The organism is Halomonas sp. SS10-MC5, assembly GCF_015992245.1.
GTDB classification, from domain to species: Bacteria; Pseudomonadota; Gammaproteobacteria; order Pseudomonadales; family Halomonadaceae; genus Halomonas; species Halomonas sulfidoxydans.
The window spans coordinates 645,504-671,487 of the sequence record NZ_CP065435.1 but is presented as its reverse complement, the minus strand read 5'-3'; the positions used below and the strand labels follow the sequence as shown (position 1 = coordinate 671,487).

Here is a 25,984-nt window from a genome sequence, read left to right as displayed (position 1 = left end):
TTCGGGCTTCGGGAAGATTATGCTCCTTCCCTAGCTCGTGGCTCGTGGCTCGTGGCTCGTGGCTCGTGGCTCGTGGCTCGTGGCTCGTGGCTCGTGGATTGTCCTTACCCGAAGATTCCCTTGAACATGAAGAAGAACAGTATAGCCAGGCCCGCCCCGGCCGGCAGAGTGATCAGCCACGACATCGCGATGGTGCCGATCACGCGCAGGTTGAGCGCCGCCATGCCGCGGGCGAGGCCGACGCCGAGCACCGCGCCCACCAGGGTGTGGGTGGTGGAGATCGGCAGCCCGGTGCCCGAGGCCAGCACCACGGTCAGCGCCGCGGCCAGGGTGGCGGCGAAGCCGCGGCTGGGGGTCAGCTCGGTGATGCCGGTGCCGACCGTGGCGATGACCTTGTGGCCGTAGGTCACCAGGCCCACCACGATACCGCCGCCGCCCAGCACCAGCACCCACCAGGGCACCAGCGCCGAGGCCCCGATGGTGCCGCCGTGCTCGACGACGCTGATCACCGCCGCCAGCGGGCCGACGGCGTTGGCCACGTCGTTGGAGCCGTGGGCGAAGGCCATGGCGCAGGCGGTGAAGATCATCAGCACCCCGAACACCCGCTCGACCCCGGTGAAACCGAAGTGGTCGCTCTGGCGGCTACCGGCCTGTACGCGCCGCTCCATCCAGCCGCCCAGTGCCATCATGCCGAGGCCGAACAGCAGCGAGAGCAGGAAATTGGTGCCGAAGCCCAGGTTCAGGCCCAGGTGCTTGAGCCCCTTGGTGAGGGTCACCATGCAGATGGCGAAGCCGACCAGCAGCACGTAGAACGGCACGTAGCGCTTGGCCGCGGCGAACGGGTCCTTGGCCTCGAAGATAAGGTGCTGGACCGACTTGAACAGGGTGAAGGCGATGACCCCCGACAGCAGCGGCGACACCACCCAGCTGGCGGCGATCTGCCCCACCTTGGCCCAGCCCACGGCATCGATGCCGAGCCCCGCCAGGGCGAAGCCGACGATGGCGCCGACGATGGAGTGCGTGGTCGACACCGGCCAGCCCTTCATCGAGGCCACCAGCAGCCAGGTCCCGGCGGCCAGCAGCGAGGCCAGCATGCCGTAGATCAGCAGTTGGGGGTCGTTCTGCAGCGAGGCGGGGTCGATGATGCCCTTGCGGATGGTCTGGGTGACCTCGCCGCCGGCAAGCCAGGCGCCGAGGAACTCGAAGATCACGGCGATGAAGATCGCCTGCTTGATGGTGATCGCCCTGGAGCCGACCGAGGTACCCATGGCGTTGGCGACGTCGTTGGCGCCGACGCCCCAGGCCATGAAGAAGCCGAAGAGGCAGGCCAGGATGATGAAGGTATTCGCGTGCTCTGCAATGATCGACATAGGGGGTTGGATCCTATGTGGCTGTCAGGTTGAGAGGGCATGCCCCGGCCAGGCCGGGCGACGATGCCCTACCGGGCAGTGAGAATCTGGAGACGGCTGCCGACGCGCTCGGCGCGATCGGAAAGCTCGCCGACCCAGTCGATGATCTTGTAGAGAAAGACCACGTCTACCGGCTTGAGCCTGTCTTCGAGGTCGAAGAGCTGGCGGCGAATGGCGATCTGCTGCTGGTCGGCCTGCTGTTCGAGGATGTGCAGCTCGCGGATCAGGTTCTGCATCACGTCGGAGACATGCCGGCCGAAGCCCGATTCCAGCAGGTCCTGGAGTTCCTCCAGCGCCTGGCGCGCCTGGGCGACGCAGGCCACGGCGGTGTGCATGTAGTCGCGCATGGGCTGGGCCAGCTCATCGGGCACCCGCATGCGGCGGCCGAGCATGATCCCGGTGATGTCGCGCACCTTGTTGGCGATCTTGTCCTGGACGCTGATCAGGTCGAGCAGATCGCTGCGGGAAACGGGCAGGAACAGGGTGTTGGGCAGGTTGAGGCGCAGTTCGGTCTTGAGGCTGTCGGCCTCGTGCTCCAGCTGCGTGATGGTCTCGCGGACCCTGGCGGCCTCGTCCCAGTCACCGGCAAGCGATGCCTCGAAGAAGGGCAGCAACTGGTCGGCACACTCGTTGGACTTGGCGATATGGGCCAGCAGTGGCTGGAACGGCGAACGGCCGAACATCGCCGAAAACGGGTTGGTTTTGACCATGGCGTTTTAATGCGCTTGTGGAATGGCGGCGCCAGTATAAAGAATGGCACCCTGTCACGTCATCGAAATATTTGATCCCACGATAGTTCCTGACACGTACTCACACCAGTCACATAGCAGGAAGAGGCATGAGCGAAGAGATCGAGATGAAACTGGCCCTTGGCGAAACGGGGCCGGAACGCCTGCTGCAGCACCCCTTCCTGCGCGGCGGAGTGGACGAGGCCCAGCGCCTGGCGAACACCTACTTCGACACGCCCGAAGGCGACCTCGAGGCCGCACGCATGGCGCTGCGCCTGCGTCGCCGTGACGAGCGCTGGGTGCAGACGCTCAAGACAAGCGGTGAGGGCAGCGGCGGCTTCAGCCGGCGGCGCGAGTGGGAGTGGCCGGTGGCATCGGGCAGCCTCGACCGCGCCGGGCTTGCCGCCCTGCCCCCCGTGGCCGCGCTGGGAGAAGAGGTACTGGCACGGCTCGAGCCGCGCTTCTCCACCGACTTCGAGCGCCGGGCCTGGCGCCTGGAGCTGGCCGAGGCCAGCATCGAGGTGGCGCTGGACCAGGGCGAGATTCGTGCCGCCGGCCGCCGCGTGCCGATCCACGAACTGGAGCTGGAACTCAAGGATGGCGACCCGCAGGCGCTGTGGAGCCTGGCGCTGGCCTTCGCCGAGACGGTCCCCCTGCGCCCCGCCGAGGCCAGCAAGGCCGTTCGCGGCAGCGCCCTGCTCAGCGGCCGCTGGACGCTGCCGCAAGGCTCGGCTGAAAGCGAGCGGCTGCGGCGTGCATTGCTGGCCCTGGATGCCTGGACCGATACCGGCGACGATGAGTGGAAGGCCACGGCCAGGCAGGCGCTGCAGGCGATTGCCGCCGACGGTGACGGCGACGCCGGCACCCTCGCCGCCATGCTGCAGCGGCGCGACTGGCTCGACGTGGATTTCGGCCGCGTGGCCGTGCGCCTGGCGCATCGCCTGGCACCTTAGGCGCCCCAACAGAACCGCTTCAGGGAGCAAAGGAATGAGCGAGCCGTTTCGGCCGGGTGGCGACGGGATACGCACCCGGCTGTTCCAGATCATCTTCGAATCCGACACGCCGCTGGCCAAGGGCTTCGACATCGCCCTGATCGCGGTGATCCTGGCCAGCGTGGCGATCGTGCTCCTGGACAGCATCGCCGCCTGGGAAGCCGCCTATGGGGAGTGGTTCTACTGGCTGGAGTGGGGCTTCACGCTGATCTTCACCGTCGAGCTGGCGCTGCGCGTCTACTGCCTGGAGAAACCCTGGCGCTATCTGCGCAGCTTCTACGGCATCGTCGACGTGCTCGCCGTGCTGCCCACCTGGCTGATGCTGATCCTGCCCGGCAGTTGGGAAACACTGGTGATCGTGCGCCTGCTGCGGGTGCTGCGGATCTTCCGCGTGCTGCGCCTGATGCAGTTCGTCAGCGAGAGCCGCCTGCTGCTGGATGCCCTCCGGCGCAGCGTACGTCAGATCATCCTGTTCTTCTTCAGCATCTTCATGGTGGTGACGATCTTCGCCGCCGTGATGTACACCATCGAATCGCCCGAGGCGGGCTTCACCAGCATCCCGATGTCGATCTACTGGGCCATCGTCAGCCTGACCACGGTGGGCTATGGCGATATCGTGCCGATGACCTCGCTGGGCAAGGCGATCACCGTCATGCTGATGCTGATCGGCTACTCGATCATTGCGGTGCCCACCGGGGTATTCTCGGCGCAGGTGATCCGCGCCATCCGCGAAGAGCGCTACTCCGACGAGGCCTGCCCCGGCTGCGGTCATGACAAGCATGAGCGGCGCGCCCGCTACTGCCTACTGTGCGGCACCTGGCTCGATGAGACCTCGGCGGACCCTCGCCTCGCCGCCGCAGGACGCTACGGCGAACCGGGGTCGGACGAGTGATTCGCCCAGGCTATGCCTGGAACGGCGCCAGGTCGCCGCGCCCCTCGCGCACGACGGTCGGCGGCAGCTCGCGCAGGTCGATCACGCTGGTGGCCTCCAGGTGGCAGGCGCCGCCGTCGATGATCAGGTCCAGGTGGGCGCCGTAGCGCTCGCGGATCTCCTCCGCATCGGTCATCGGCAGCGCTTCACCCACCGGGATCAGGGTCACGCTCATCAGCGGTTCGCCCAGGGCCTCGAGCAGGGCGTGGGTGATGCGATGATCGGGCACGCGCACGCCGATGGAGCGCCGCTTGGGGTGCAGCAGCAGGCGTGGCACCTCGGAGGTGGCGTTGAGGATGAAGGTGTAGGCGCCCGGGGTGTTGGCCTTGAGCAGGCGGAACACGCTGTTGTCGACCTTGGCGTAGGTGCCGATGTCGGAGAGGTCCGAGCACACCAGGGTGAAGTTGTGCTTGTCGTCTAGCGAACGCAGCCACTTGATCTTCTCGATCGCCTTCTTGTCCCCCAGATGGCAGCCCAGGGCATAGCCGGAGTCGGTGGGGTAGGCAACCACCCCGCCCTGGCGCACGATCTGCACCGCCTGGTCGATCAGCCGCTTCTGCGGGTTTTCCGGGTGAATCTGGAAGAACTGACTCATGCACGGGCTCCCTGTCGTGTTGGATGCATGCCGCCCACTATAGCGCGCCGGAGGCGGACGCGTCGCAGCCCGTCGCGACGACACCGGCCAGCAGCGGATGGGTCCACACCGGCGGCACGGCGGTGCGCGGTGGCGGGCTCATGCTGCCCGGCGCCAGGTGACCGCCGGGGAAGTGGAAGTCGCTGCCGAGCGAGGCATGCAGCGCCCGCTCGTCGAGCTGGCGGGCCAGGTCGCGGGTCACGTCGGCGTTCTGGAAGCCGCTGACCAGCTCGGCGGCCTGGCCGCCGGCGGCGATGAAGTCGTCCAGCAGCTGCCCGCGCTTGCGTCGGGTCAGCCCGTAGCGCAGGGGATGCGCCAGCACCGCCACGCCGCCCGCCTCGACCACCCAGCCCACCACTTCGGCCAGGGCCGGCCAGTGCGCCTTGACGTCGCCCGCCTTGCCGCTGCCGAGATGCTTGCGGAACGCCGTGGCCATGTCGGGCACCAGCCCCGCCGCCACCAGCGCCCGGGCGAAGTCCGGCCGCCCCAGGGGGCGATGGGGGCCGGCCTGCTCGCGGGCTCGGGCCAGGGCGTCGTCGAGCCCGAGCTTCTCCATGCGCCCGGCGATCTCCTCGGCGCGGGCCTCCCGCGCCCGGGCCTGGGCTTCGAGCCCTTCGGCGAGCGCCCCGCGGGCCCCCTGCGGCAGCAACCCCACCACGTGGATGCCGACCCCGTGCCAGCGGGTCGAGAGCTCCGTCGCCGGCAGCAGGCTCACACCCAGGCGGATGGCCGCCTCGCCGGCCTCGGCCACGCCGGCCACGGTGTCGTGATCGGTCAGCGCCATCAGCCTCACCCCGCGCGCGGCACACAGGGCCACGACCTCGGCGGGCGCCAGGGCACCGTCCGAGGCGGTGGAGTGCATGTGGAGATCGACCCCCAGGGGAGCGGAATCGCCTTCGAAGCGCGCGGGCAGGGAGGGCTGTGGCATGACGCAGGCAGGCAACTTTGTCAAAATGATGGCCCATGGTGCGCGCCCGGCGACGGTCGGTCAACGCACGCTTTGAGTCTGCGGAGATACCGCGCTTGCCAGAGGAAACGCTGCGATGCTGTACGCAATCATCAGTGAAGACGTGAAGAACAGCCTGGAGCGCCGCCTGGCCGCCCGCCCCGACCATTTGGCCCGCCTGGAGAAGCTGCGGGACGAGGGCCGCCTGGTGCTGGCCGGCCCGCACCCCGCGGTGGATGCCGAGAACCCCGGCGATGCCGGCTTCAGCGGCAGCCTGGTGGTGGCCGAGTTCGACAGCCTCGAGACCGCCCGGGCCTGGGCCGACGCCGACCCCTACATGATCGCCGGGGTCTACGCCAAGGCGACGGTGAAGCCGTTCAAGAAAGTGCTGCCGTGAAGGCCGAATAACAACTCCCGCAACACCTCCCCCGACGGGAACGTTTATCCACAGAGGTTTTGCTCACAGCTTCTGTGGATAACGCTGTTGAAACGCCGCGGATGGTCGTCGAGATCCACCATGCCATGCCGTCACGGCGCCATCGATCATTTTTTGAGCAGCTTACCGTTCGTGGAGATGTCAGTGTCCTATCCTTCCCTTCCGCCGCTGGCCGGTCTCGAACCCGCACGCCTCGACTGGCTGAGCGACGACACCGGCGAGCACGCGCCGCACTCGACGCAGTTCGACGACGTCTACTTCTCGCGCCACGACGGCCGCGCCGAGACCGAGCATGTCTTTCTCGCCGGCAACGACCTGCCGCGGCGCCTGGCCGCCTGGCGCGAACGACGGCCCTTCACCATCGGCGAGACCGGCTTCGGCACCGGACTCAACATGCTCTGCGCCTGGGCCTGCTTCGACGCACACGCCCCGGCCGGCGCGCGGCTGCACCTGGTCTCCACCGAGCGCTATCCGCTCACCCGGGACGACCTGGCCCGGGCGCTGGCCGCCTGGCCCGACCTGGCCCGGCGCGCCGAGCGGCTGGTGAGCCAGTGGCCCGAGCCGGTGGCCGGCGTGCACCGGCTATGGCTCGACGAGCGCGTGACGCTGGACCTCCACTTCGGCGACGCCACCGAGCGCCTCGCCCTGCTCGAAGGCCAGGTGGATGCCTGGTTCCTCGACGGCTTCGCCCCGGCCAGGAACCCGGAGATGTGGCAAGACGAGCTGTTCGCCGCCATGGCCGCCCGTTCGCGGCCGGGGGCGACCTTCGCCACCTTCACCTGCGCCGGGGTGGTCAAGCGCGGCCTGGCCGCGGCCGGCTTCGCCTGGCGCAAGGTGCCGGGCTTCGGCCGCAAGCGCGAAATGCTGGCCGGCGAGATCGCCGCGCCGCCCGCCGACACCCGCCGTGGACAGACGCCCTGGTTCACTCCGCCGGCGCCGCGCCCGCCGCGCCGCGTGGCGGTGATCGGCGCCGGTATCGCCGGTGCCAGCACCGCCGCCGCCCTGGCCCGGCGCGGCATCGAGGTGACCCTGATCGATCGCCTCGACCGCGCCGAGCTGGGCGCCACGCACCTGCAGGGGGCGCTCTACGTCAAGCTCGCGGTGGAGACCAACCTGCAGAGCCGGGCCTACCTGGCCGGCCTGCTCCACAGCCGGCGCTGGCTGGCCCAGCTCGACCCGGATCAGTCGCTGTGGCGGCCCAGCGGCGTGCTGCAGCTGGCCCTGGACGAGAAGGAGCGACAGCGCCAGGCGCGCTTCCTGGCCAACCATTCGCTGCCTGAGAGCGTGGTGCGCGGCCTCGACGCCGAGGCGGCCAGCCGCGCGGCGGGAATACGGCTCGAGGCGCCGGCGCTGGATTATCCCGACGCCGCCTGGGTCAGGCCGCTGGAACTGTGCGTGCGCCTGGCCCAGACGCCCGGCGTCAGCTTCCGCCGCGGGGAAGTGACGGCGCTGCATGGGGACGCGGCGGGCTGGTCGCTGACCCTGGCCGATGGCGAGCGCATTGACGCCGACCAGGTGGTGATCGCCGCCGCCGGCGAGGCCGCCCGCTTCGCCCAGACGGCGGCGCTGCCGCTGCAGCCGGTGCGCGGCCAGGTCAGCCAGCTGGCCCTGCCCGAGGGCGCCCCGGCGCTGGGCCGCGTGGTGTGTGCCGGCGGCTACGTGCCGCCGCCGGCGGACGGCGTGCTCAACTTCGGCGCCACCTTCGCCCCGGGCGACACCGACCGGGCCGAGCGCGAGGCCGACCACGCCGCCAACCTGGCGGAGCTCGAGCGCGGGCTGCCGCATTTCGTGGCGGCGCTGCGCGAGGCCGGCGCCGCGCTCGCGCCCGAGCGGCTCACCGGGCGCGTGGGCGTTCGCGCGGCGAGCCCCGACAAGTCGCCCTACGCCGGGCCGGTGCCCGACGCCGAGGCCTGGCGCGAGGACTATGCCGTACTGGCCAAGGATGCCACCCGCATACCCGACGCTCCCGGCAGGCACCACGCGGGGCTGTGGATCAGCGCCGCCCACGGCTCGCGCGGCATGGCCAGTGCGCCGCTGTGCGCCGAGCTGATCGCCTCGCGGATGTGCGACGAGCCGCTGCCGCTGGAGTGGCCGCTGGTGGACCACCTGCACCCCGGGCGACGGGTCGTTCGCGACATCGTGCGCGGCGGCTAGGAGTCGCTGGGCAGGCGCTCCGCCTGGCGGCGGCCGACGAAGCGCGGCCCCGGCCGGCCCAGGTGGTAGCCCTGGCCGAAGTCGATGCCCAGCGCCCTCACGGCCTCGAGCACGGCCTCGTCCTCGATGAACTCGGCGACGGTGCTGACGCCGAGGCTCTGGGCCAGGGTGACGATGCTCTTGACGAAGGCCATGTAGGTCTCGTCGTCGAGCATGTTGCGGATGAACTCGCCTTCGATCTTGATCACATCGATGGGGAACTGCTTGAGGTAGCGGAACGAGGAGTAGCCCGAGCCGAAGTCGTCGATGGCGAAGTTGAACCCCTCGAGCTTGAGGTCGTGCACGAACTTCTCCAGCAGCTTGAGGTTGCTCACCGTCTCGCGCTCGGTCAGTTCGAAGACGATGCGCTCCGGCAGGATGTCGTAGTCGATCGCCAGCTGATGGATGTGGCCGATGAACTCCCCTACGATCAGCGACTTGGGCGAGAGGTTGATGAACAGCATGCCCTCGTAGTGCTGCTCGCGAACCTGGGCGAAGGCCTTCTCGACCAGTTGGTAGTCCATCTTGTGGATCACGCCGATGCTCTCGGCGAGATCGATGAACTCGCCGGCCGGCACCAGGCGGTCGTCGAGCTGGATGCGCATCAGCAGCTCGTGGATATGCACCTCGCCGCTGGCCACGTTGGCGATGGGTTGGAAGTAGGGCACGATGCGCTGCTCCTCCAGCGCACTGAGCACCATCTGGTTCTTCTCGCCCACCTTGCGGAACACCTCCGCCACCTCCTCCCGTTCCGGCAGGGCCACGCAGTTCTTCCCCTGGCGCTTGGCCTTGTACATCATGTTGTCGGCCATCAGGAACAGGTCGTGGGGGTTCTCGGCGTGGTTGGGGTAGCTGGCGATGCCGATCGAGGTGGTGGCCCGCACCACGCTGCCGTCGGGCGCGGTGAGCACCTGGCCGGCCAGCTTGTCGGCGATGCGCAGCGCCACCGAGTAGGCCTGCTGCTCCTCGGTCTCGGGCAGGATCACGGTGAACTCGTCGCCGCCGTAGCGCGCCAGGAAGTCGCCGGGGCGTACCGAGTGCGCCAGGGTATCGGCCACCGCGTGCAGGAACTGGTCGCCAAAGGCGTGACCGTGGCGGTCGTTGACCGTCTTGAAGTTGTCGAGATCGAGCATCAGCAGGCTGAAGTGGTCCTGGTGGCGCGTCGCCCGGCCCACCTCGTAGGCCAGCATGTCCTTGAAGATGCGCTGGTTGTACAGGCTGGTCAGGGGATCGCGGGTGGCGTAGTACTCGAGATCCTTGGTGTACTTGTAGATCGCCTTGACCGAGCCCACCAGGTTGAGCAGCGTCGACAGGATGCCGTCGATGACGATATGACGGATCGGGTCCTGGGCCAGGTCCGACTGCACGCCGATGCCGACGATGCCGCCGATCTTCGGCGCCTCGAGCAGCAGCGACTTGGTCTGCAGGCGGATATCCTCGGGTGTCAGCCGCGCCGCCAGCTCGCCTTCGCCATCGGTCATCACGGTATGGTGCAGGACCTTGAGGATGCTGCCCGCGGGCGGGTCCTCGTGGCGGCGCTCCAGCAGCTGGCTAAGCAGCGCCTCGAAGGTCTCGCGGGTCTCGGGGGCCACCTTGCGGTACCAGAACACCTCCAGCTCGTAGCCCTCGTCCTCCACCTGGAAGATCGTCACCAGCGTATGCGCCTGGATGATGGTGTTGATGTCGGCCAGCAGTTCCTTGATGAACTCGCGCCAGTCGCGCACCACCTCCGAGGTGATGATGAACTTGCTCAGCAGGCGAATCTCGAACTCGAGGATATCCTTGTCCACCGCCACGTTCCTGAGCCGGTCGACCAGGGCATTGACCTGCTGCATGGCGATGTTGAGCTCCTGGAAGCGCACCTGGGTGTCGCTGACGTCGAGCTTGCGGAAGTCCTCGACCGAGTTGACCGCGGCAAGGCGGTCGCGGAACTGGTCGAGGGTGACCTGGATCCGCTCCGCGAACAGCTTCGACATGCCCAGCGCCAGCAGCAGAATCAACAGCGCGGCGACGATGAACAGGGCCAGGTAATTGAAGCGCATCTCGCGGCTGATCGGGGCCATGTCGCGCTGGATGTCGATCACCCCCAGCACGTCGCCGGTGGCCGCGTTCTGGTGGCAGGCGAGGCACTCCGGCCGCGCCAGCAGCGGCATGACCCGACGCACCGTGCCGTTCTCGCGCCACACCCGCTCGTTGCCCGTCTCGAGGGCGGAGCGAATGACGATGTCCAGGGGCGGCTGGTCGATCACCCCGTAGCGCTCCGAGACCCGCTCGCCGCGATAGAAGGTGAAGCGATAGCCGGCGCCGGCATGGGCGCGCTTGGTCTCGTCGATGAAGGCTTCCATCTCATCGCGGCTCCAGCCCTGGCGCATCACCTGCAGCATGGCGTTGAAGCTCTGCCGGGCCAGGGTCTCGGAGGTCTGCTCGACCTGGCGCGCCAGGATGTTCTCATAGAGCAGCGACGAGACCAGGGTAACGCCGACGAAGACGGTCAACGAGGCAGAGAGGATCGCCACCAGCACGAAACCCTGGAGGGATCTCCAGCAGGCAAGACGAGAACGAACGTAGGCGAGCATTGCGATACTCAACGAGCGGGACGAGGCGCCGTCTCCCATCCCTGGAGGCGCGACCGTCAGCGGAAGAATGAGAAGAGCCATTCTTGCCGCATGAGTGCTCTCAGCCTCTGATCTGGATCAATTCTCCGTTACATTCTCGCGTCGGTACGCTTGGACCTTGGTCGTGCGGCGCCCGCTAGCCCTCCTCCTCGTCGTCGGCCAGGTCGCGGCCGAAGGCGCGCCACTGGGCCAGCGTCATCACCTCGGTGGTTTCGGTCTGCAGGTCGTGGGCGATGATCAGCTCGCCGCGCTCGAGCTGGCGCTTGAGCTGGCCGACCCAGCCGCGCATGCCCTCGCCGGTGTCGCTGGTGTCGTAGCCCTGGCGGGTGACGAAGGTTTCCAGCAGGGCGTCCAGGGTCTCGCCCGGCAGCATGCGGTAGGGCACCTCGATGAAGCGACCGTCGCTCATGGTTCGGCCTCCTCGTCGCCGGTTGCGCCTTCACCGCGCTCCCAGGCGGCCAGCCGCTCGAGGAAGACGGCCTCGTCGAGCACTTCCACGCCCAGCTCCCGGGCCTTGGCCAGCTTGCTGCCCGCGGCTTCGCCGGCCACCACCGCGGCGGTCTTCTTCGATACGCTGCCGGCCACCTTGGCGCCCAGCGCCTGCAGGCGTTCCTTGCCCTCGTCGCGGGTCATGCTCTCGAGCGTGCCGGTGAGCACCCAGGTCTGGCCGGCCAGCGGCTGGGGGCGCTCGCCGACGCTCTGCTCGGCCCAGCTCACGCCCAGCTCGCGCAGCGCCTCGATGGTCTCGCGGTTGTGCTCCTGGCGGAAGAAGGTGTGCACGTGGGCCGCCACCACCGGACCGACGTCCTCCACCGCCTCGAGGTCGGCCAGCTCGGCGGCCATCAGCGCATCCAGGGTGCCGAAGTGGCGCGCCAGGTTGGCCGCCGTCGCCTCGCCCACCTCGCGGATGCCCAGCGCGAAGATGAAACGCGGCAGGGTCGTGGACTTGGCCTTCTCCAGCGCGGCGACCAGTTTCTCGGAGGATTTCCGCGCCATGCGCGGCAGCGTGGCCAGGCGCTCGGCGTCGAGCCGGAACAGGTCGGCGGGCGTCTTGACCCAGTCGAGCTCGACGAGCTGGTCGATGAGCTTCTCGCCCAGCCCGTCGATGTCCATGGCCCGCCGCGAGGCGAAGTACCTGAGCGCCTCCTTGCGCTGCGCGGCGCAGTAGAGCCCGCCGGAGCAGCGCGCCACCACCTCGCCCGCGAGGCGCTCGATCTCCGAGCCGCACACCGGGCAGCGGCGGGGGAAGACGATCTCGCGGGCATCGTCCGGGCGCTGCTCCTCGAGTACCCGCACCACCTGGGGAATGACGTCACCGGCCCGCCGGATCGCCACGGTGTCGCCGATCATCACGCCGAGCCGCGCGATCTCGTCGGCGTTGTGCAGGCTGGCATTGGAAACGGTGACGCCGGCCACCGAGACCGGCTCGAGCCGCGCCACCGGGGTGATCGCCCCGGTACGGCCGACCTGGAACTCGACGTCGTTGAGGCGCGTGGTCTCCTCCTGGGCGGGAAACTTGAAGGCGATGGCCCAGCGCGGCGCCCGGGCGACGAAGCCCAGCTCGCGCTGCAGGCGCAGGTCGTCGACCTTGATTACCACGCCGTCGATGTCGTAGCCGAGGCCGTCGCGCCGCTCACCCAGCCGGCGGCAGTAGTCGATGACCCCCTGGCTGCCGGTCACCACCCGAAGCTGGGCGCTGCTGCGAAAGCCGAAGGCCTTGAGGTGAGTCATCAGCTCGCTGTGGCTGGCATCGCCCGGATCCGGCTCGATGCGTGCCACCTGGTAGGCGCTGAACTCGAGCGGCCGCGTGGCGGTGATCCCGGGGTCGAGCTGGCGCAGGCTGCCCGCCGCGGCGTTGCGCGGATTGGCGAAGACCTTGCCGCCCTCCTCTCGCGCCCGCTCGTTGAGACGCTCGAAGCCGTCGTGGCTCATGATCACCTCGCCGCGCACCTCGAGCAGTTCGGGGGCGTCGCCGCGCAGCTTGAGCGGGATCGAGCGCAGCGTGCGCAGGTTGGAGGTAATGCCCTCGCCGGTGCGGCCGTCGCCGCGGGTCGCACCGCTGATCAGCACGCCCTGCTCGTAGACCAGCGACACGGCGGCGCCGTCGAGCTTGGGCTCGCAGCAGAAGCGGATCGCCTCGCCGTCGGTCTCCAGGCGCTCGCCCACCCGCTTGACGAAGGCTTCGATCTCCTCCTCGCTCAGGGCATTGTCCAGCGACAGCATCGGCACCGCGTGCTCGACCTCGGGAAAGCCGGCGTCGGGCGGCGCCCCCACCCGCTGGGTCGGCGAGTCGGGGGTCACCAGCTCGGGGTGCGCCTGCTCCAGCTGCTGCAGGCGGCGCAGCTTGCGGTCGTACTCGGCGTCGGTGAGCTGGGGCTCGTCGAGCACGTAGTAGCGGTAGTTGGCGTCGTCGAGCTCGGCGCGCAGCTTGGCGACTTCGTCGAGGGTGTTCTGATCGGGCTGGCTCATGCGTCTGTCATGTCTCGAAGAGGATTCTCCGCCGCCCTCAACACGACAACCCCGTGATCGCTCACGGGGTTGTCGACGGGTGCGGCATGGCACGCGGTCAGGCGTCAGTTCACCTGGTAGCGGTTGAGGCGGTTGCGGCGCTCGAACTCCTGCACGCGCTGGCGGGCGAACTCCACTGTCTGCGCGGTCATCACGCTGCGGTTCTCGTCCTTCAGCTCGCCCCCCAGGTTGCGCACGATGACCATGGCGGTCTCGACCATCGCCTCGAAGGCGGCGGCGGTGTCCAGCGCACCGGGCAGCGGCATCAGCAGGGTGATGCCCGGGGTGCGGAACTCGTCCATCGCTTCGATCGGGAAGGTGCCCGGCTTGAGCACGTTGACCATGGAGAACTGCAGCTCGCTGTCGGGGTCCTCGGTCTCGAAGCGGTGGAAGATGCCCATGTCGCTGCTGTAGCGCAGGCCGCAGGCCAGCATCAGGTTGAGCAGCGCCTCGCCGGAGAAGCCCTCTTCGTCGCGCGACAGCACGCTGATGACGATGATCTCGTCGGCCTGGCTCAGGGTGTCGCGCGCGCGCTCGGCGTTGACGTTGTGGCGCAGCGCCCGGGCCAGCGTCGGGTGGGCGCGGACCACGTCGTCGTCGTTGACGGGCTCGGCCTGCACGGTGGCCGGCTCGGCGTGATCGGCCACGGGCTCGGCATGCGCCGGCTCCGCCGCCCGCGAACGCGGCGGGGCGAACAGTGGGTCGTCGTCGTCGGCTCGCTCGATGGCCTCGGCTTCCAGGCGACGGCGCTCGGCCTCCCTGGCGGCCTGGGCCTCGGCGGCCTCGCGGCGCTGCTCGGCTTCGCGCGCTGCCTTCTCGGCGCGGGCCTGCTCGCGGCGTGCCTTCTCTTCGCGCTTCTGCTCACGGCGCTTGGCCATGCGCTGCTGGATGGAGAGGCCGAAACGCTGCACCGACTCGCCCACGCGGCGCGAGCCGTCCTTGAGCGAATCGCCCATGCCTTCGAGGTCGACCAGTCGGTAGCGCTCGTCCTCGTCGTGGTGGGGATCGTGGTCGGCGGGGTCGGCGGCCAGCGGCTCGCTGACGGCGCTCGGCGCTTCGTCGTCCAGCGCGGAGAGGGTCGGTTCGTGGCGCCCTTCCCGTTCGTCGCGTGCCGGCGGTTCGGCAGCGGCTTCGACGCGGGAGGCATGCTCGGGCTCGACGGGACGAGGGGGCGCTTCGGCTTCGCCCCGGCGATCCACGCGCTCGTGCGCCTCGGCCATGGCAGGCTGGGTCGAGGGCGGCGCTTCCGGCTCGGCAGGCTTGGCCGCGGACGACGCTTCCGGCATGGCTGACGCCGCCGGGCGCGTTGCCGCGGCGGCGCCGGAATCGGGGCTCGACATGGGCCGGGGATCGGCACTGGCGCTCTTCAGGCCGGCCAGCACCCGCGAGGGCCCGGGGTGATCCTGGCGTTCGAGCTTGGGCTTCGCCGGCACCTGGGTATAGCTGGCGGGCCTGACGACCCGGGCGCCGCCGTTGGGCAACTCCCAGTTGTCATCGCCTTCGGCCGCTGCCTGGCCATTGCCTTGGTTGTTGTTATCCCCTACCTGGTCCAGGCGGGGCACTCGGCGCTGACGCTTCAGGCGACGCACACCATCGATCACGATGAGCGTTACCAGGGCCAGCCCCAGAATGATCAGCCATTCTCTAAGTTCCATGGGTCGTCTTGCCTATCACTAGGGCGCCATGCCGGATGGATGTTCGTCAACAGCATAGCGCGATTGCCGGAAAAAGGGCCACTTTTTTTGTTTGTCAAGCCCCGGCATTATCGCTCGAGAGTCAAATCGACCCTGCGCCTTTCCCTGTCAATTCGCTTTTGTAATCTGCGTCATGACCGTGATATGTCTTCTGATATCGCGTTTGCCGCTCGCTTTCAACCCCTTTTCAGGCCTCGGCGAGGGCCGCCGCCTCTTCTACACCGACCGCCACCAGGCGCGAGACGCCGGGCTCCTGCATGGTCACGCCCATTAGCCTTTCGGCAGCCTCCATGGCGATCTTGTTATGGGTGATATAGATGAACTGCACCGACTCGGACATGTCCTTCACCAGTTTGGCATAGCGCCCGACATTGGCATCATCGAGCGGTGCATCGACTTCGTCGAGCATGCAGAAAGGTGCCGGATTGAGTTGGAAGATGGCGAAGACCAGCGACAGGGCGGTCAATGCCTTTTCCCCACCCGAGAGAAGGTGAATGGTGCTGTTCTTCTTTCCGGGAGGACGCGCCATGATGGCAACCCCGGTGTCGAGCAAATCCTCGCCGGTCAGCGTCAACCATGCGGTTCCACCTCCGAAGACTCGTGGAAAAAGTGACTGCAGGCCCTGATTGACTCGCTCGAAGGTGTCGCGGAATCGGGTGCGGGTCTCCTGGTCGATGCGTCGTATCGCCTTCTCCAGCGTCTCCAGCGCCTCATTGAGCTCCGACTGCTGCGCCTCGAGATAGTTGCGTCGCTCGGCCTGCTGGTCGTACTCCTCGATGGCCGCCAGGTTGATCGCCCCCAGGCGGCGGATGCGCTCGCCGACCTCCTCCAGGCGGGTCTGCCAGGCCGATTCGGTGGCACTGGGGTCGAGGTGCTCCTCCAGCGCCGCGGCCTGGTGGCCCAGTTCGGCGAGCTGCTCGTCCTGGGTCTCGGCCTTGAGCGCCAGCGCCTGCACCTGCATGCGCGCCTCCTGCAGGCGCTCGCGGATGCCTTCGAGGTTGCGCTCGTGGTTCTGCCGCGCCAGCTCATCCTCGCGCAGCCGCTCGACCAGTTCGGCGGCGCGCGCCTTGGCCTCGTTGAGTGATCGCTCGTCGCCCTCGCGACGATGCAGCAGCTCGTCGAGCTTCTCGCGCTGCTCCTCGTCGGGTTCGCGCAGCTGCTCGAGGGCCTCGGTCAACTCCTCGCAGCGCGCCAGCAGCCGCTCGCGCGTGTCGCCGCTGCGCCCCTGCTGCTCGGCCAGGCCGGCGCGCTCGGTGGCGAGCCGCTGACGCTCCAGCGCCAGTTGCTGCACCCGCTCGTTGAGCGGCCGCTGCCGGGCACGCAGGGATGCCAGGCGCTCGCGGGCGTCGCTGCGTGCCCGCTCCAGGCGCTCGCGCTGCTCGGCGCCCTCCTCCAGCCGCGCCATGGCCTGCTGCCACTGTTCGCGCGCCTCCTCGATCGCCAGTCGCGCCTCTTCGCGGGCCTCGTCGAGCCCCGCCAGTTCCTCGGCCAGTTCGCCGGCGCGCCCCTGCAGGTGCTCCAGCCGGCTGGCCAGGCCGCTGTCCTGCACCGCCAGCTGCTGCTGCTCGCCGGCCAGGCGTCGCTCCTCGTGGCGGATCGCCTCGAGGTCGTGCTCGGCCCGCTCGGCGCGCTCGTGCTCGGCGGCAATGGCCTGGTCGCGTGCCGCCAGCCGGGTCTCGATGGCGTCGAGCTCGGCCGCCGCCTCCTCGAACCGGCGCCGGCTGACCAGCAGCGCATCGGGACCGGCTCCCTGGCCGCGATGACGCACCCAGTCGCGCCCCAGCCACAGGCCCTGCGGCGTGATCAGGCTCTCGCCGGCGGCCAAACCGTCGCGCGCCTGCCAGGCTTGGTCGTCGTCCTCCATGCAGCGGATCGGCGCCAGCCAGGCCGCGGCGGCGCCGGCCCCGCGCACGCGGGCGGCCAGGCTGTGCGGGGCGAACTCGGCATCGCCACGGGGCGACAGCACGCCCAGCTCGGCGGGCGGGGCGGCGCTTGCCGGGCGAACGCCATCGGGCTCCGCCAGGCGCGCCTTGAGCCAGGGCGCCAGCACCCAGGAGACGCTGGCCTCCCAGCCGGGCTCGACCTCGAGCGATTCGCCCAGCCGCGGCAGCTCGGCCAGCGCATGGTTCGCCAGATGCTCGGTGAGGGCCTCGTCGGGGTCGGTCAGGGCGGCCTGGATCAGCGCCTCGAGGGAGGCCAGTTCGCCCTGCAGGCTGCTGCGCCGGGCGCGTTCGGCCTCGCGCTCACGCTCCAGCGTGGCGGCGGCTTCACGGGCCTGCTCGCGGGCGGCCTGCAGCCGCTCACGACGCGCTTCGGTCTCCTCCTGGGCCAAGCCAAACTCGGCGAGCCGCTCTTTCAATTCGTCGCGCCGGGCGGTCAGCTCGGCCAGGTCGGGCAGCTCCTGCTGCTGCTGGCGGCGGCGCTGGGCATCGGCCTCGAGCCGGGCCAGGCGGTTCTCGAGCTCGCGCAGGCGGTCCTGGCTGCGCTCCGCGTCGCGGCTGGCCTCGCGCCAGCCCTCGCTGAAGGCCTCGAAGGCCCGCTCGGCCTCCTCCGCGCCGGGCTCGGCCTCCTCCAGCATCGCGTCCAGCTCGGCGAGCTGCTCGGCGAGCTCCTCCTGCTCCGGCACCAGGGTCTCGAGCCGCTCGTCGAGCCGCACCAGGCGCTCGCGGTCGTGCTCGCCCAGGCGATCCAGCTCGACCAGCTCCTGACGAGCGCTCTCGAGGTCGCGGGCCAGCTGTCCCTCGCGGCTGCGCGCATGCTCCAGGCTCTGCTCGAGGCGGGCGATGGCGCCGGAGGTCTCGAAGAAGCGCGCCTGGCGTGCCTCGAGGGTCTCGGCCAGGGCGTCGTGGCCGGCGCGCGCCTCCTCGAGGCGGGTCTCGCACTGGCGCAGGCCGAGGACCTCGCGCTCGACCGCGGTCTCCAGGTCGCGCACCCGGTGCTCCTCCTCGCGCTGGCGGGCGCGCAGGGCGCGGCCGCGCAGCAGCGCCAGCTCGCCCTTGAGGCGGTGCTCCTCCTCCTTGAGGGTCTGGTAGCGGCGGGCGGCCTCGGCCTGGCGCCGCAGGCGCTCAAGCTGCTTGTCGAGCTCGTCGCGGATGTCCTCCAGGCGCTCGAGGTTCTCGCGGGTGCGGCGCATGCGGTTCTCGGTCTCGCGGCGGCGCTCCTTGTACTTGGAGATGCCGGCGGCCTCCTCGAGGGTGGCGCGCAGCTCCTCCGGGCGCGCCTCGATCAGCCGCGAGATCATGCCCTGGCCGATGATGGCGTAGGAGCGCGGGCCGAGGCCGGTGCCGAGGAAGAGGTCGGCGATGTCGCGGCGGCGGCACTTCTGGCCATTGAAGAAGTAGCTTGACTGGCCGTCGCGGGAGACCAGGCGCTTGACTGCGATCTCGGCGTACTGGGCGTAGATTCCCCCCATGGTGCCGTCGCTGTTGTCGAAGCGCAGCTCGATGGCGGCCTGCCCCACCGGCTTGCGCGCGGTGGAGCCGTTGAAGATGACGTCGGTCATCGACTCGCCGCGCAGGGTCTTGGCCGAGGATTCGCCCATGACCCAGCGCACGGCGTCGATGATGTTCGACTTGCCGCAGCCGTTGGGGCCGACGATCGCGGTCATGTTGCCGTCGAAGGGCACCGTGACCGGGTCGACAAAGGATTTGAAACCGCTCAGGCGGATCGAGGTGAGTCGCATCCGGCTATTCTATGACACGGTCGATCACGACCTCCACGGGCTCGCCTTCAACGTCACCCACCGGCACGCCCTCCAGGTCGCCGTACATGTCGCCGGACTCGGGCGTGGCCCCACCGCTACGGGTCACGCGGACGATCAGGCGCACCTCGCTGGCCTGGGACAGGCTCGCCGCCTCGGACATGGCGTGGCGGTCGTCCAGGGTGAGCGTGGTCGGCAGCTCACCGAGGGTCAGCCGGGCGACCGCCAGCGGCGGCAGCTCGCCCTCCATGTCGCGGGCCACGACGTAGACGCGGGTGTCGTCGTCGAGCAGGCCCTCGAGCTCCTCGGCGAGGCGGACGCTCACCTGCACCCCCGGCCCCTGGGCGACGCCGGCTTCCGCCCCCTCGGGAGCGACGCCGAGGCGCTGCTGGGCGACCTGGATGCCTTCGCGCAGGGCCCGCGACGAGCTCGAGTCGGACATCCCGGCGATGGCCCGCCGCCAGTGGTCGATGGCCCGCTCGTAGTCGCCTCGGTCGAAGGCGTGCACGCCGAGCATGCCGAAGATGGTCGGCTCCCGCGAGTCGCGCTCAAGGGTCTCGTCGACCAGCGCCTGCACTTCGTCGGTGAGGGTGCGGTCGTTGATGAAGAACAGCAGCTGCGCCTTCTGCGCCAGCAGCGAGGGTACCCGCCCCTCGAGTTCGATCAGCCGGTCCAGCGCCTCGATGGCGGCTTCGCCCTGGCCCGAATCGCGGTAGAGCGGGAACAGCGAGGCCCACACGTCGGCATTGTCCGGCTGACGCTGGGCCTCCTGCTGCAGGCGCTCCAGCAGGGCCGGCAGCGAATCGCTCTGCTCGAAGGCGGCGAACAGGCGCAGGTCGCCCTCGGCGCCCTCATGCTGGTACCAGAGCATGGCGGAGAGCACCAGGGCCAGCGCCACGACGGGCACCGCGAAACGTCCCGCCGTGGGCGAATGCAGCGGCCGGCGCTTGAGGTTCGCGGTATCTTCCAGCAGGCTGCGGTCGAGTTCGAGGCGGTCTTCGTCGAACTGCGCGCGGTCGATGTCGCCGCGTTCCAGCGCCGCCTCCAGCGACGCCAGGCGGCGCCGGTAGATCGCCACGTTCTGCTCCGCCGCGCGGTCGTTGGCCTCGAAGCTGGCCTGGGCGTCGTGGACCAGGCGCGAACGCCGCAGCGGTGCCACCAGCAGCCACAGCGCCGGCAGCAGCAGCAGGGCAAAGGCTAGCCACAGTTCGATCATTGGCCTTCCCCTCGGTTGATCAGTGTCTCCAGGCGTCGGCGCTCCTCGTCGCTCAGGGCGCGCAGCGAGGCGTTGCGCCGCGCACGCACCAGCAGCATCACCAGCACGGCGCCGGCCACGACCAGCACCGCGGGCAGCCCCCACAGCAGGTAGGTGCGCCCCTCGAGGCGGGGGTTGTAGAGGATGTAGTCGCCGAAGCGCTGCACCATGTGGTCGCGGATCTCCATGTCCGAACGCCCCTCCTGCAGCAGCAGGTAGACGCGGTCGCGCATGTCGCCCGAGACCGGCGCGTCGGAGTCGTTGATCGCCTGGTTCTGACAGGTGGGGCAGCGCATGGAGGCCGTCAGGCTGTGATAGCGCTTCTCCAGCACCGGGTCGTCGAATTCACGCACCTCGATGGCGGCGCCCTGCACCAGGCCGGCCGCCAGCATCAGCGCCATGGCGACCAGCATCCAGCGGATTACTGCCATTTTTCCACCTCCGGCAGGATGTGTTCACGCAGGTCGGATGGCGAGATATACCCGGTATGGTGGTAACGGATGATGCCGTCGCGGTCGACCAGGAAGGACTCGGGGGCACCGTAGACGCCCAGCTCGAAGGCGAGCTCGCCCTCGGGGTCGAAGAGGTTGACCTCGAACGGGTCGCCGAACTCGTCGAGGAAGCCCCGCGCCTTGTCGCGGGTGTCCTTCCAGTTGATGCCGACCAGGCGCACGCCGCGGTCGGCCAGGTCGAGCAGCTGCGGCATCTCGCGCTTGCACTCGGGGCACCATTCGCCCCACACGTTGACCAGGGTGACCTGGCCGGGTATCAGCGACTCGTCGACGCGCCGCTCGGGGTCCTCCAGCGTGGTCAGCTCGAAGGCCGGGAAGGCTCGCGCCTCCTCGACCAGCCGCGATTCGCGGTGGAACGGATTGAGCCCCAGCCCCAGGTAGAGGAACAGCAGCAGCAGCAGGAAGCCGAGCAGCGGCAGCATCAGCAGCAGGCGTCGTTTCATGCCGTGGCCTCCCGTGTCGCGCCTTCGCGGGCGCTATCCTCGGGGTCGCGCGAGGTCGCCAGGCGCCGGTAGCGCCGGTCGATCACGGCCAGCACGCCGCCGGTCGCCATCAGCAGCGCGCCGAGCCACAGCCAGCGGACGAAGGGCTTGTACTGCACGCGCATCGCCCAGCTGTTGTCGCCGAGGTCCTCGCCCATGGCGACGTAGAGATCGCGCAGCAGCCCCGGGCGCAACGCGACCTGGCTCATGGGCATGCCGCGGGCGATGTAGAGCCGCTTCTCGGGGTTCATCATGAAACTGCGCCGACTGTCGCCGCGGCGCACCTCGATCGCGGCGCCGTCGGCGATGTAGTTGGGCCCGCGGCGGCTGGTCAACTCCTGCATGGTGAAGGTGTAGCCGGCCACCTCGACGCTGTCGCCGGGCGACATGCGCACGTTGCGCTCGATCTCGAAGTTGGAGACCACCGCCACGCCGATGATGGTGACCGCCATGCCCAGGTGGCCGAGCTGCATGCCCCAGTAGGCCAGCGACAGCTTCTTGAGACCGGCGCCGAACGACTCGGCGCGACGGGTCTTGTCGTAGAGGTCGCGCAGCGTCGGCAGCACGATCCACATCGCCGCCACCAGGCCGAGGGCGACCCAGGCGTTCCACTCGCCGCCGATGACGAACGGCATCGCCGCGGCGATGACCAGCGCCGCGATGCCGGCGAGCCACAGCCGCTTGACCAGCAGGCTTGGGTCGGTGTGCTTCCAGCGCGCCGACGGCCCCAGGCCCATGAACACGCACATGATCACCGTGAGCGGCACGAACAGGGCGTTGAAGTAGGGCGGGCCCACGCTGATCTTGCCCAGGTCGAGGGCGTCGAGCAGCAGCGGATAGACGGTGCCCATCAGCACGGTGACGGTCATGATCACCAGCAGGATGTTGTTGATCAGCAGCAGGGCGTCGCGCGACAGCCAGTTGAAGCCGGTACGCTGGCTGACCCGCGGCGCGCGCAGGGCGAAGATCAGCAGCGACAGCCCGACGGTGACGCCCAGCAGGATCAGGATGAAGAAGCCGCGCGAGGGGTCGTTGGCGAAGGCGTGCACCGAGGTCAGCACGCCGGAGCGCACCAGGAAGGTACCCAGCAGCGACAGCGAGAAGGTGAAGATCGCCAGCAGCACGGTCCAGCTCTTGAACGCGCCGCGCTTCTCGGTGACCGCCAGCGAGTGCATCAGCGCGGTGCCGGTCAGCCACGGCAGCAGCGAGGCGTTCTCGACCGGGTCCCAGAACCACCAGCCGCCCCAGCCCAGCTCGTAGTAGGCCCACCAGCTACCCAGCGCGATGCCCACGGTGAGGAAGGCCCAGGCCAGGTTGGTCCAGGGCCGCGCCCAGCGGGTCCAGGCTGCATCGAGGCGACCGCCGAGCAGCGCGGCGATGGCGAAGGCGAAGACCACCGAGAAGCCCACGTAGCCCATGTAGAGCATCGGCGGGTGAAGGATCAGGCCGATGTCCTGCAACAGCGGGTTGAGGTCGGCGCCGTCGCCCGGCACGTTCGGCAACAGCCGCTCGAAGGGGTTGGAGGTGACCAGCACGAAGGCCAGGAAACCGACCGCGACCAGGCCCAGCACGCCGACCACGCGCGCCACCATGTCGCGCGGCAGCTCGCGGGAGAAGCGCGCCGCCAGGTAGCTCCAGCCGGCCAGCATCAGGCTCCACAGCAGCACCGAGCCCTCGTGGTTGCCCCACACGGCGCTGAGCTTGTAGTACCACGGCAGCATCGAGTTGGAGTTGTTGGCCACGTTGGCCACGCTGAAGTCGTCGAGCAGATAGCTCGCCGTCAGGCACAGGTAGGCGATGACCACGAACAGGAACTGACCGGCGACCATGGGCCGGGCATAGGCCATCCACAGCGGCCGGCGCAACGCGGCGCCGGCCAGCGGCATCACCCCCTGCACCGCCGCCATCAGCATGGCGATGACCAGGGCGAAATGGCCGATTTCAGGGATCATTCGAATGAACATGACGTCTCCGGATCAGTTCTGGCTCGCGCCCTCACGCTGCTCGACACGCTCAGCCACCTCGGCGGCCTTGGCCTGGTAGTCGGCAGGAGAGTAGCCGGCCGCCTCGAGCGCCTCGGACACCTCGGGCGGCATGTAGTTCTCGTCGTGGCGCGCCAGCACCTGGTCGGCCCGGATGTAGCCGTCGCGTTGCAGCTGGCCGACCACCACCACCCCCTGCCCTTCACGGAACAGGTCGGGAAGGATGCCACTGTAATGCACGCGCACGTCCTCGACGTAGTCGGTCACGGTGAACTCGACGTCGAGGCTGTCCGGATTGCGCGCCACGCTGCCCTCCTTGACCATGCCGCCGGCGCGGATCTGGCGCTCGTAAGGCGCGTCGCCGGCGACGATCTGGATCGGGCTGAAGAACAGGTTGATGTTGGCCCGCAGCGCATAGAGCGTCAGCCCCACGGCGATCGCCGCCAGGGACACCAGGCCCAGGACCATGAAGAGCTTCTGTTTACGTTTAGGCCTCATTGGTGCTTCTACCCCTGCTAGTTTGGATCGGTTGCGCCTCGCCGGCGTGTCCGGCCTGGCGGGCTTCGCGGCGTACGCGGCGCCGTAGCTGGCGCAGCACCTGGCGGCGCTCGACGCGGGCATGCAGCACGGCACCCAGCAGCAGTACGGCGGTCAGGCCCCAGGCCGACCACACGTAGGGGGCGTGCCCGCCCATGGCGAAGAATTCCTGGAACGTCGCGAAGGCCATCAGGTCGCCTCCTCGGCCAGCTCGCGCACCCAGCGCTTGCTGGACTCGCGGCGCAGGATCTCGCTGCGCGTGCGCATCAGGGTCAGGGCGATGAAGAAGCTGTAGAAGCCCAGCACCATGATCAGCAGCGGCAGCCACATCTCCATCGGCATGGCGGCACGCCCGGTGACGGTGAAGGTGGCGGGCTGGTGCAGCGTGTACCACCAGTCCACCGAATACTTGATGATGGGGATGTTGATCACCCCGACCATGGCCAGCACCGAGGCCGCACGCGAGGCGCTGTCGCGGCTGGCGAAGGCGCCGCGCAGGGCGATCACGCCGAGGTAGAGGAACAGCAGGATCAGCATCGAGGTGAGGCGCGCGTCCCACATCCACCAGGTACCCCAGGTGGGCACGCCCCACACCGCGCCGGAGAACAGCGCGACGAAGGTCATGGCCGCACCCAGCGGCGCCATGACGGTGGCGGCCATGTCGGCGATCTTGATCTTCCACACCATGAACACCAGGCCCGTCACCGCCAGCGAGATAAAGATCGACTGGGCCAGGAAGGCCGCCGGCACGTGGACGTAGATGATGCGGAAGCTGTTGCCCTGCTGGTAGTCGGCGGGGGCGAAGGCCAGCCCCCAGACGCTGCCGGTGACGATCAGGATCAGCGCTGCGGCCCAGAACCAGGGCTGCAGGCGGGCGCTGATGGCGTAGAACCACTTGGGGGAACGCAACTTGTTTATGAAGGCCCACATGCCTCGTCAACCTCTCAACCGTTGATACTGATGCGCAGCGACGCCGCAATCGCCAGTGGCGCGAAGATCAGGGCCAGCGCCAGCAGCGCGCCGAGGATCGCCAGGTGCGCCAGCACGCCATCGCCGAAAATGGCTGCCTGGACGGCCCCGGCACCGAAGATCAGCACCGGAATGTACAGGGGCAAGACCAGCAGCGACAGCAGCACGCCGCCGCGGGAGAGCCCCACCGTCAGCGCCGCTCCGATGGCACCAATCAGGCTGAGACTGGCACTGCCCAGTGCCAGTGAGACGGCCAATACCAGATAGCTGCCCGCCGGCAGCGCCAGCATGATGCCGAGCACGGGGGCCATCAGCGCCAGGGGCAGGCCGGTCAGCAGCCAATGCACGGCCACCTTGGCCAGGGCCAGCATCGCCAGCGGCTGGGGTGTCAGCAGCAGTTGCTCCAACGAGCCGTCGTCATAATCGGCCCGGAACAGGCTGTCCAGCGACAGCAGCGCCGCCAGCAGTGCCGCCACCCACAGCAGGCCGGGCGCGATGGTCGCCAGCAGCGTCGGGTCGGGGGAAATGCCGATCGGGAACAGGGTAATGACGATGGCGAAGAACACCAGGGGGTTCAGCACTTCGCTGCGCCGCCGCAGCAGCAATACCAGGTCCCGCTTCAACGTTGCCCACACTGCGACAGCGAGGCCGCCGCGAGGTTCCTCGCGAGCCATCACCGCACCCTCTCTCAGCGAGCCCTCAGATGCCGGCATCGGCCCCTCCCCCGCCGAGGCGGACACGGCGCAGCTCGGCGCACGGCGCCAGTTCGTGGTGGGTGGTGACCAGCACGCAGCCACCGCGGCGGGCGTGCTCGACCAGCCGCCGCTCCAGCGCCGCGACGCCGTCGCGATCGATGGCGGTGAAGGGCTCGTCGAGCACCCACAGCGGCCGCGGCGTCAGCGCCAGCCTCGCCAGCGCCACGCGGCGCTGCTGACCGGCGGAGAGCTGCGCCGCGGGGACGTCCTCGAAGCCAGCCAGGCCGACCTCTTCCAACGCCTGGAAGCGTGCCGCCTCACCCCCCGACTGGCCGGCCAATGCCTGGTACCAGGCGAGGTTCTCCAACGGCGTGAGCGCGCCCTTGACGCCCGGCGCATGGCCCAGGTAGAGCAGGCTGGCGAGGAAGGACTCCCGCGCCCTGCGCATCGGCCGCTCACCCCAGAACAGCTCGCCTTCGTAGTCGGCCAGCTGGCCGGAGAGAATCTTCAGCAGAGTGGTCTTGCCACTGCCGTTGGGGCCTTCCACCCGTACGATCTCGCCAGCGCGAATATCCAGGTCCAGGCCCCGGAACAGCCAGCGGTCGTCACGCTCGCAGGCCAGGCTTTGCGCTTGCAGACGCAGGCTCAACGGCACTCTCCAGGAAAGGGTAAATTCGACCGAAATGCTACACGGAAAGGCCCCTAGCCGCTAGCGACGGGGGGTGCGTCACGGCGCCACCCTTGCCTCAGGTCAAGGCATGTCGGC

At 69.2% G+C, this 25,984-nt stretch carries 22 protein-coding genes; 4 read left to right on the top strand and 18 right to left on the bottom strand.

The features are described 5' to 3' along the window. Nucleotides 1-104 precede the first annotated feature (104 nt). Together I4484_RS03100 and I4484_RS03095 are read right to left on the bottom strand one after the other, a co-directional pair. Nucleotides 105-1,370: an inorganic phosphate transporter gene (locus tag I4484_RS03100; protein ID WP_197449573.1), complete on the bottom strand. Its 1,266-nt coding sequence runs from the start codon at nt 1,368-1,370 to the stop codon at nt 105-107. A 68-nt stretch (nt 1,371-1,438) separates the two neighbouring features. Continuing rightward, a complete protein-coding gene (locus tag I4484_RS03095) occupies nt 1,439-2,119 on the bottom strand; it encodes a TIGR00153 family protein (protein ID WP_197449572.1) in 681 nt (226 codons plus the stop codon). A 128-nt stretch (nt 2,120-2,247) separates the two neighbouring features. Here I4484_RS03095 and I4484_RS03090 point away from each other — a divergent pair, with 128 nt between their 5' ends. After that, entirely contained in the window at nt 2,248-3,090 is an 843-nt protein-coding gene (locus I4484_RS03090) for a CYTH domain-containing protein (protein WP_197449571.1), read from the top strand. 34 nt (nt 3,091-3,124) lie between these two features. Next, nucleotides 3,125-4,021: an ion transporter gene (locus I4484_RS03085; protein ID WP_197449570.1), complete on the top strand. Its 897-nt coding sequence runs from the start codon at nt 3,125-3,127 to the stop codon at nt 4,019-4,021. Nucleotides 4,022-4,031: 10 nt separating this feature from the next. Here the strand turns inward: I4484_RS03085 and I4484_RS03080 are convergent, their stop codons facing one another. Together I4484_RS03080 and I4484_RS03075 are read right to left on the bottom strand one after the other, a co-directional pair. Continuing rightward, nucleotides 4,032-4,655 (bottom strand): L-threonylcarbamoyladenylate synthase, encoded by a 624-nt coding sequence (locus tag I4484_RS03080; protein ID WP_197449569.1) that lies wholly within the window; start codon nt 4,653-4,655, stop codon nt 4,032-4,034. Between the two features lie 37 nt (nt 4,656-4,692). Beyond that, nucleotides 4,693-5,622, bottom strand: a complete 930-nt coding sequence (locus I4484_RS03075) for a PHP domain-containing protein (protein ID WP_197449568.1) — start codon at nt 5,620-5,622, stop codon at nt 4,693-4,695. A gap of 115 nt (nt 5,623-5,737) precedes the next feature. On the opposite strand from I4484_RS03075, the gene I4484_RS03070 reads away from it, so the two are divergent. Both I4484_RS03070 and mnmC read left to right on the top strand, forming a co-directional pair. Then, a complete protein-coding gene (locus tag I4484_RS03070; protein ID WP_197449567.1) occupies nt 5,738-6,037 on the top strand; it encodes a YciI family protein in 300 nt (99 codons plus the stop codon). Between the two features lie 177 nt (nt 6,038-6,214). Continuing rightward, nucleotides 6,215-8,230, top strand: a complete 2,016-nt coding sequence (gene mnmC / locus I4484_RS03065; protein WP_197449566.1) for a bifunctional tRNA (5-methylaminomethyl-2-thiouridine)(34)-methyltransferase MnmD/FAD-dependent 5-carboxymethylaminomethyl-2-thiouridine(34) oxidoreductase MnmC — start codon at nt 6,215-6,217, stop codon at nt 8,228-8,230. On the opposite strand, the gene I4484_RS03060 is transcribed toward mnmC, so the two are convergent. The 14 genes from I4484_RS03060 to ccmA form a co-directional block, all read right to left on the bottom strand. After that, nucleotides 8,227-10,845: a bifunctional diguanylate cyclase/phosphodiesterase gene (locus I4484_RS03060; protein ID WP_197449565.1), complete on the bottom strand. Its 2,619-nt coding sequence runs from the start codon at nt 10,843-10,845 to the stop codon at nt 8,227-8,229. The genes mnmC and I4484_RS03060 overlap by 4 nt on opposite strands. A gap of 175 nt (nt 10,846-11,020) precedes the next feature. Next, nucleotides 11,021-11,293, bottom strand: a complete 273-nt coding sequence (locus I4484_RS03055; protein WP_197449564.1) for a YheU family protein — start codon at nt 11,291-11,293, stop codon at nt 11,021-11,023. After that, nucleotides 11,290-13,353, bottom strand: coding sequence for an NAD-dependent DNA ligase LigA (gene ligA / locus I4484_RS03050; protein WP_197449563.1), 2,064 nt, complete (start codon nt 13,351-13,353; stop codon nt 11,290-11,292). The genes I4484_RS03055 and ligA overlap by 4 nt, the downstream gene beginning before the upstream one ends. A gap of 104 nt (nt 13,354-13,457) precedes the next feature. Then, nucleotides 13,458-15,047, bottom strand: coding sequence for a cell division protein ZipA (gene zipA / locus I4484_RS03045; protein WP_197449562.1), 1,590 nt, complete (start codon nt 15,045-15,047; stop codon nt 13,458-13,460). A gap of 226 nt (nt 15,048-15,273) precedes the next feature. Further along, a complete protein-coding gene (gene smc / locus I4484_RS03040; protein WP_197449561.1) occupies nt 15,274-18,768 on the bottom strand; it encodes a chromosome segregation protein SMC in 3,495 nt (1,164 codons plus the stop codon). 4 nt (nt 18,769-18,772) lie between these two features. Next, on the bottom strand, nt 18,773-20,002 hold the full coding sequence (ccmI, locus tag I4484_RS03035; RefSeq protein WP_197449560.1) for a c-type cytochrome biogenesis protein CcmI: 1,230 nt from the start codon (nt 20,000-20,002) through the stop codon (nt 18,773-18,775). Continuing rightward, the gene (locus tag I4484_RS03030; RefSeq protein WP_197449559.1) at nt 19,999-20,472 is read right to left on the bottom strand and encodes a cytochrome c-type biogenesis protein; all 474 of its coding nucleotides are present in this window, start codon (nt 20,470-20,472) and stop codon (nt 19,999-20,001) included. Before I4484_RS03030 ends, ccmI begins: the two co-directional genes overlap by 4 nt. Further along, a complete protein-coding gene (locus I4484_RS03025) occupies nt 20,463-20,996 on the bottom strand; it encodes a DsbE family thiol:disulfide interchange protein (RefSeq protein WP_197449558.1) in 534 nt (177 codons plus the stop codon). Before I4484_RS03025 ends, I4484_RS03030 begins: the two co-directional genes overlap by 10 nt. Beyond that, nucleotides 20,993-22,999, bottom strand: coding sequence for a heme lyase CcmF/NrfE family subunit (locus I4484_RS03020; protein ID WP_276571217.1), 2,007 nt, complete (start codon nt 22,997-22,999; stop codon nt 20,993-20,995). Before I4484_RS03020 ends, I4484_RS03025 begins: the two co-directional genes overlap by 4 nt. 12 nt (nt 23,000-23,011) lie before the next feature. Further along, on the bottom strand, nt 23,012-23,515 hold the full coding sequence (gene ccmE / locus I4484_RS03015; RefSeq protein WP_197449557.1) for a cytochrome c maturation protein CcmE: 504 nt from the start codon (nt 23,513-23,515) through the stop codon (nt 23,012-23,014). After that, a complete protein-coding gene (gene ccmD / locus I4484_RS03010) occupies nt 23,505-23,744 on the bottom strand; it encodes a heme exporter protein CcmD (protein WP_197449556.1) in 240 nt (79 codons plus the stop codon). The genes ccmE and ccmD overlap by 11 nt, the downstream gene beginning before the upstream one ends. Further along, nucleotides 23,744-24,484 carry a heme ABC transporter permease gene (locus I4484_RS03005; protein WP_197449555.1) on the bottom strand — a complete coding sequence of 247 codons (741 nt, stop codon included), beginning with the start codon at nt 24,482-24,484 and terminating at the stop codon, nt 23,744-23,746. The genes ccmD and I4484_RS03005 overlap by 1 nt, the downstream gene beginning before the upstream one ends. A 14-nt stretch (nt 24,485-24,498) precedes the next feature. After that, on the bottom strand, nt 24,499-25,236 hold the full coding sequence (gene ccmB / locus I4484_RS03000; RefSeq protein ID WP_234283622.1) for a heme exporter protein CcmB: 738 nt from the start codon (nt 25,234-25,236) through the stop codon (nt 24,499-24,501). Then, nucleotides 25,223-25,867, bottom strand: coding sequence for a cytochrome c biogenesis heme-transporting ATPase CcmA (ccmA, locus tag I4484_RS02995; RefSeq protein WP_197449554.1), 645 nt, complete (start codon nt 25,865-25,867; stop codon nt 25,223-25,225). The genes ccmB and ccmA overlap by 14 nt, the downstream gene beginning before the upstream one ends. Nucleotides 25,868-25,984: the final 117 nt, after the last annotated feature.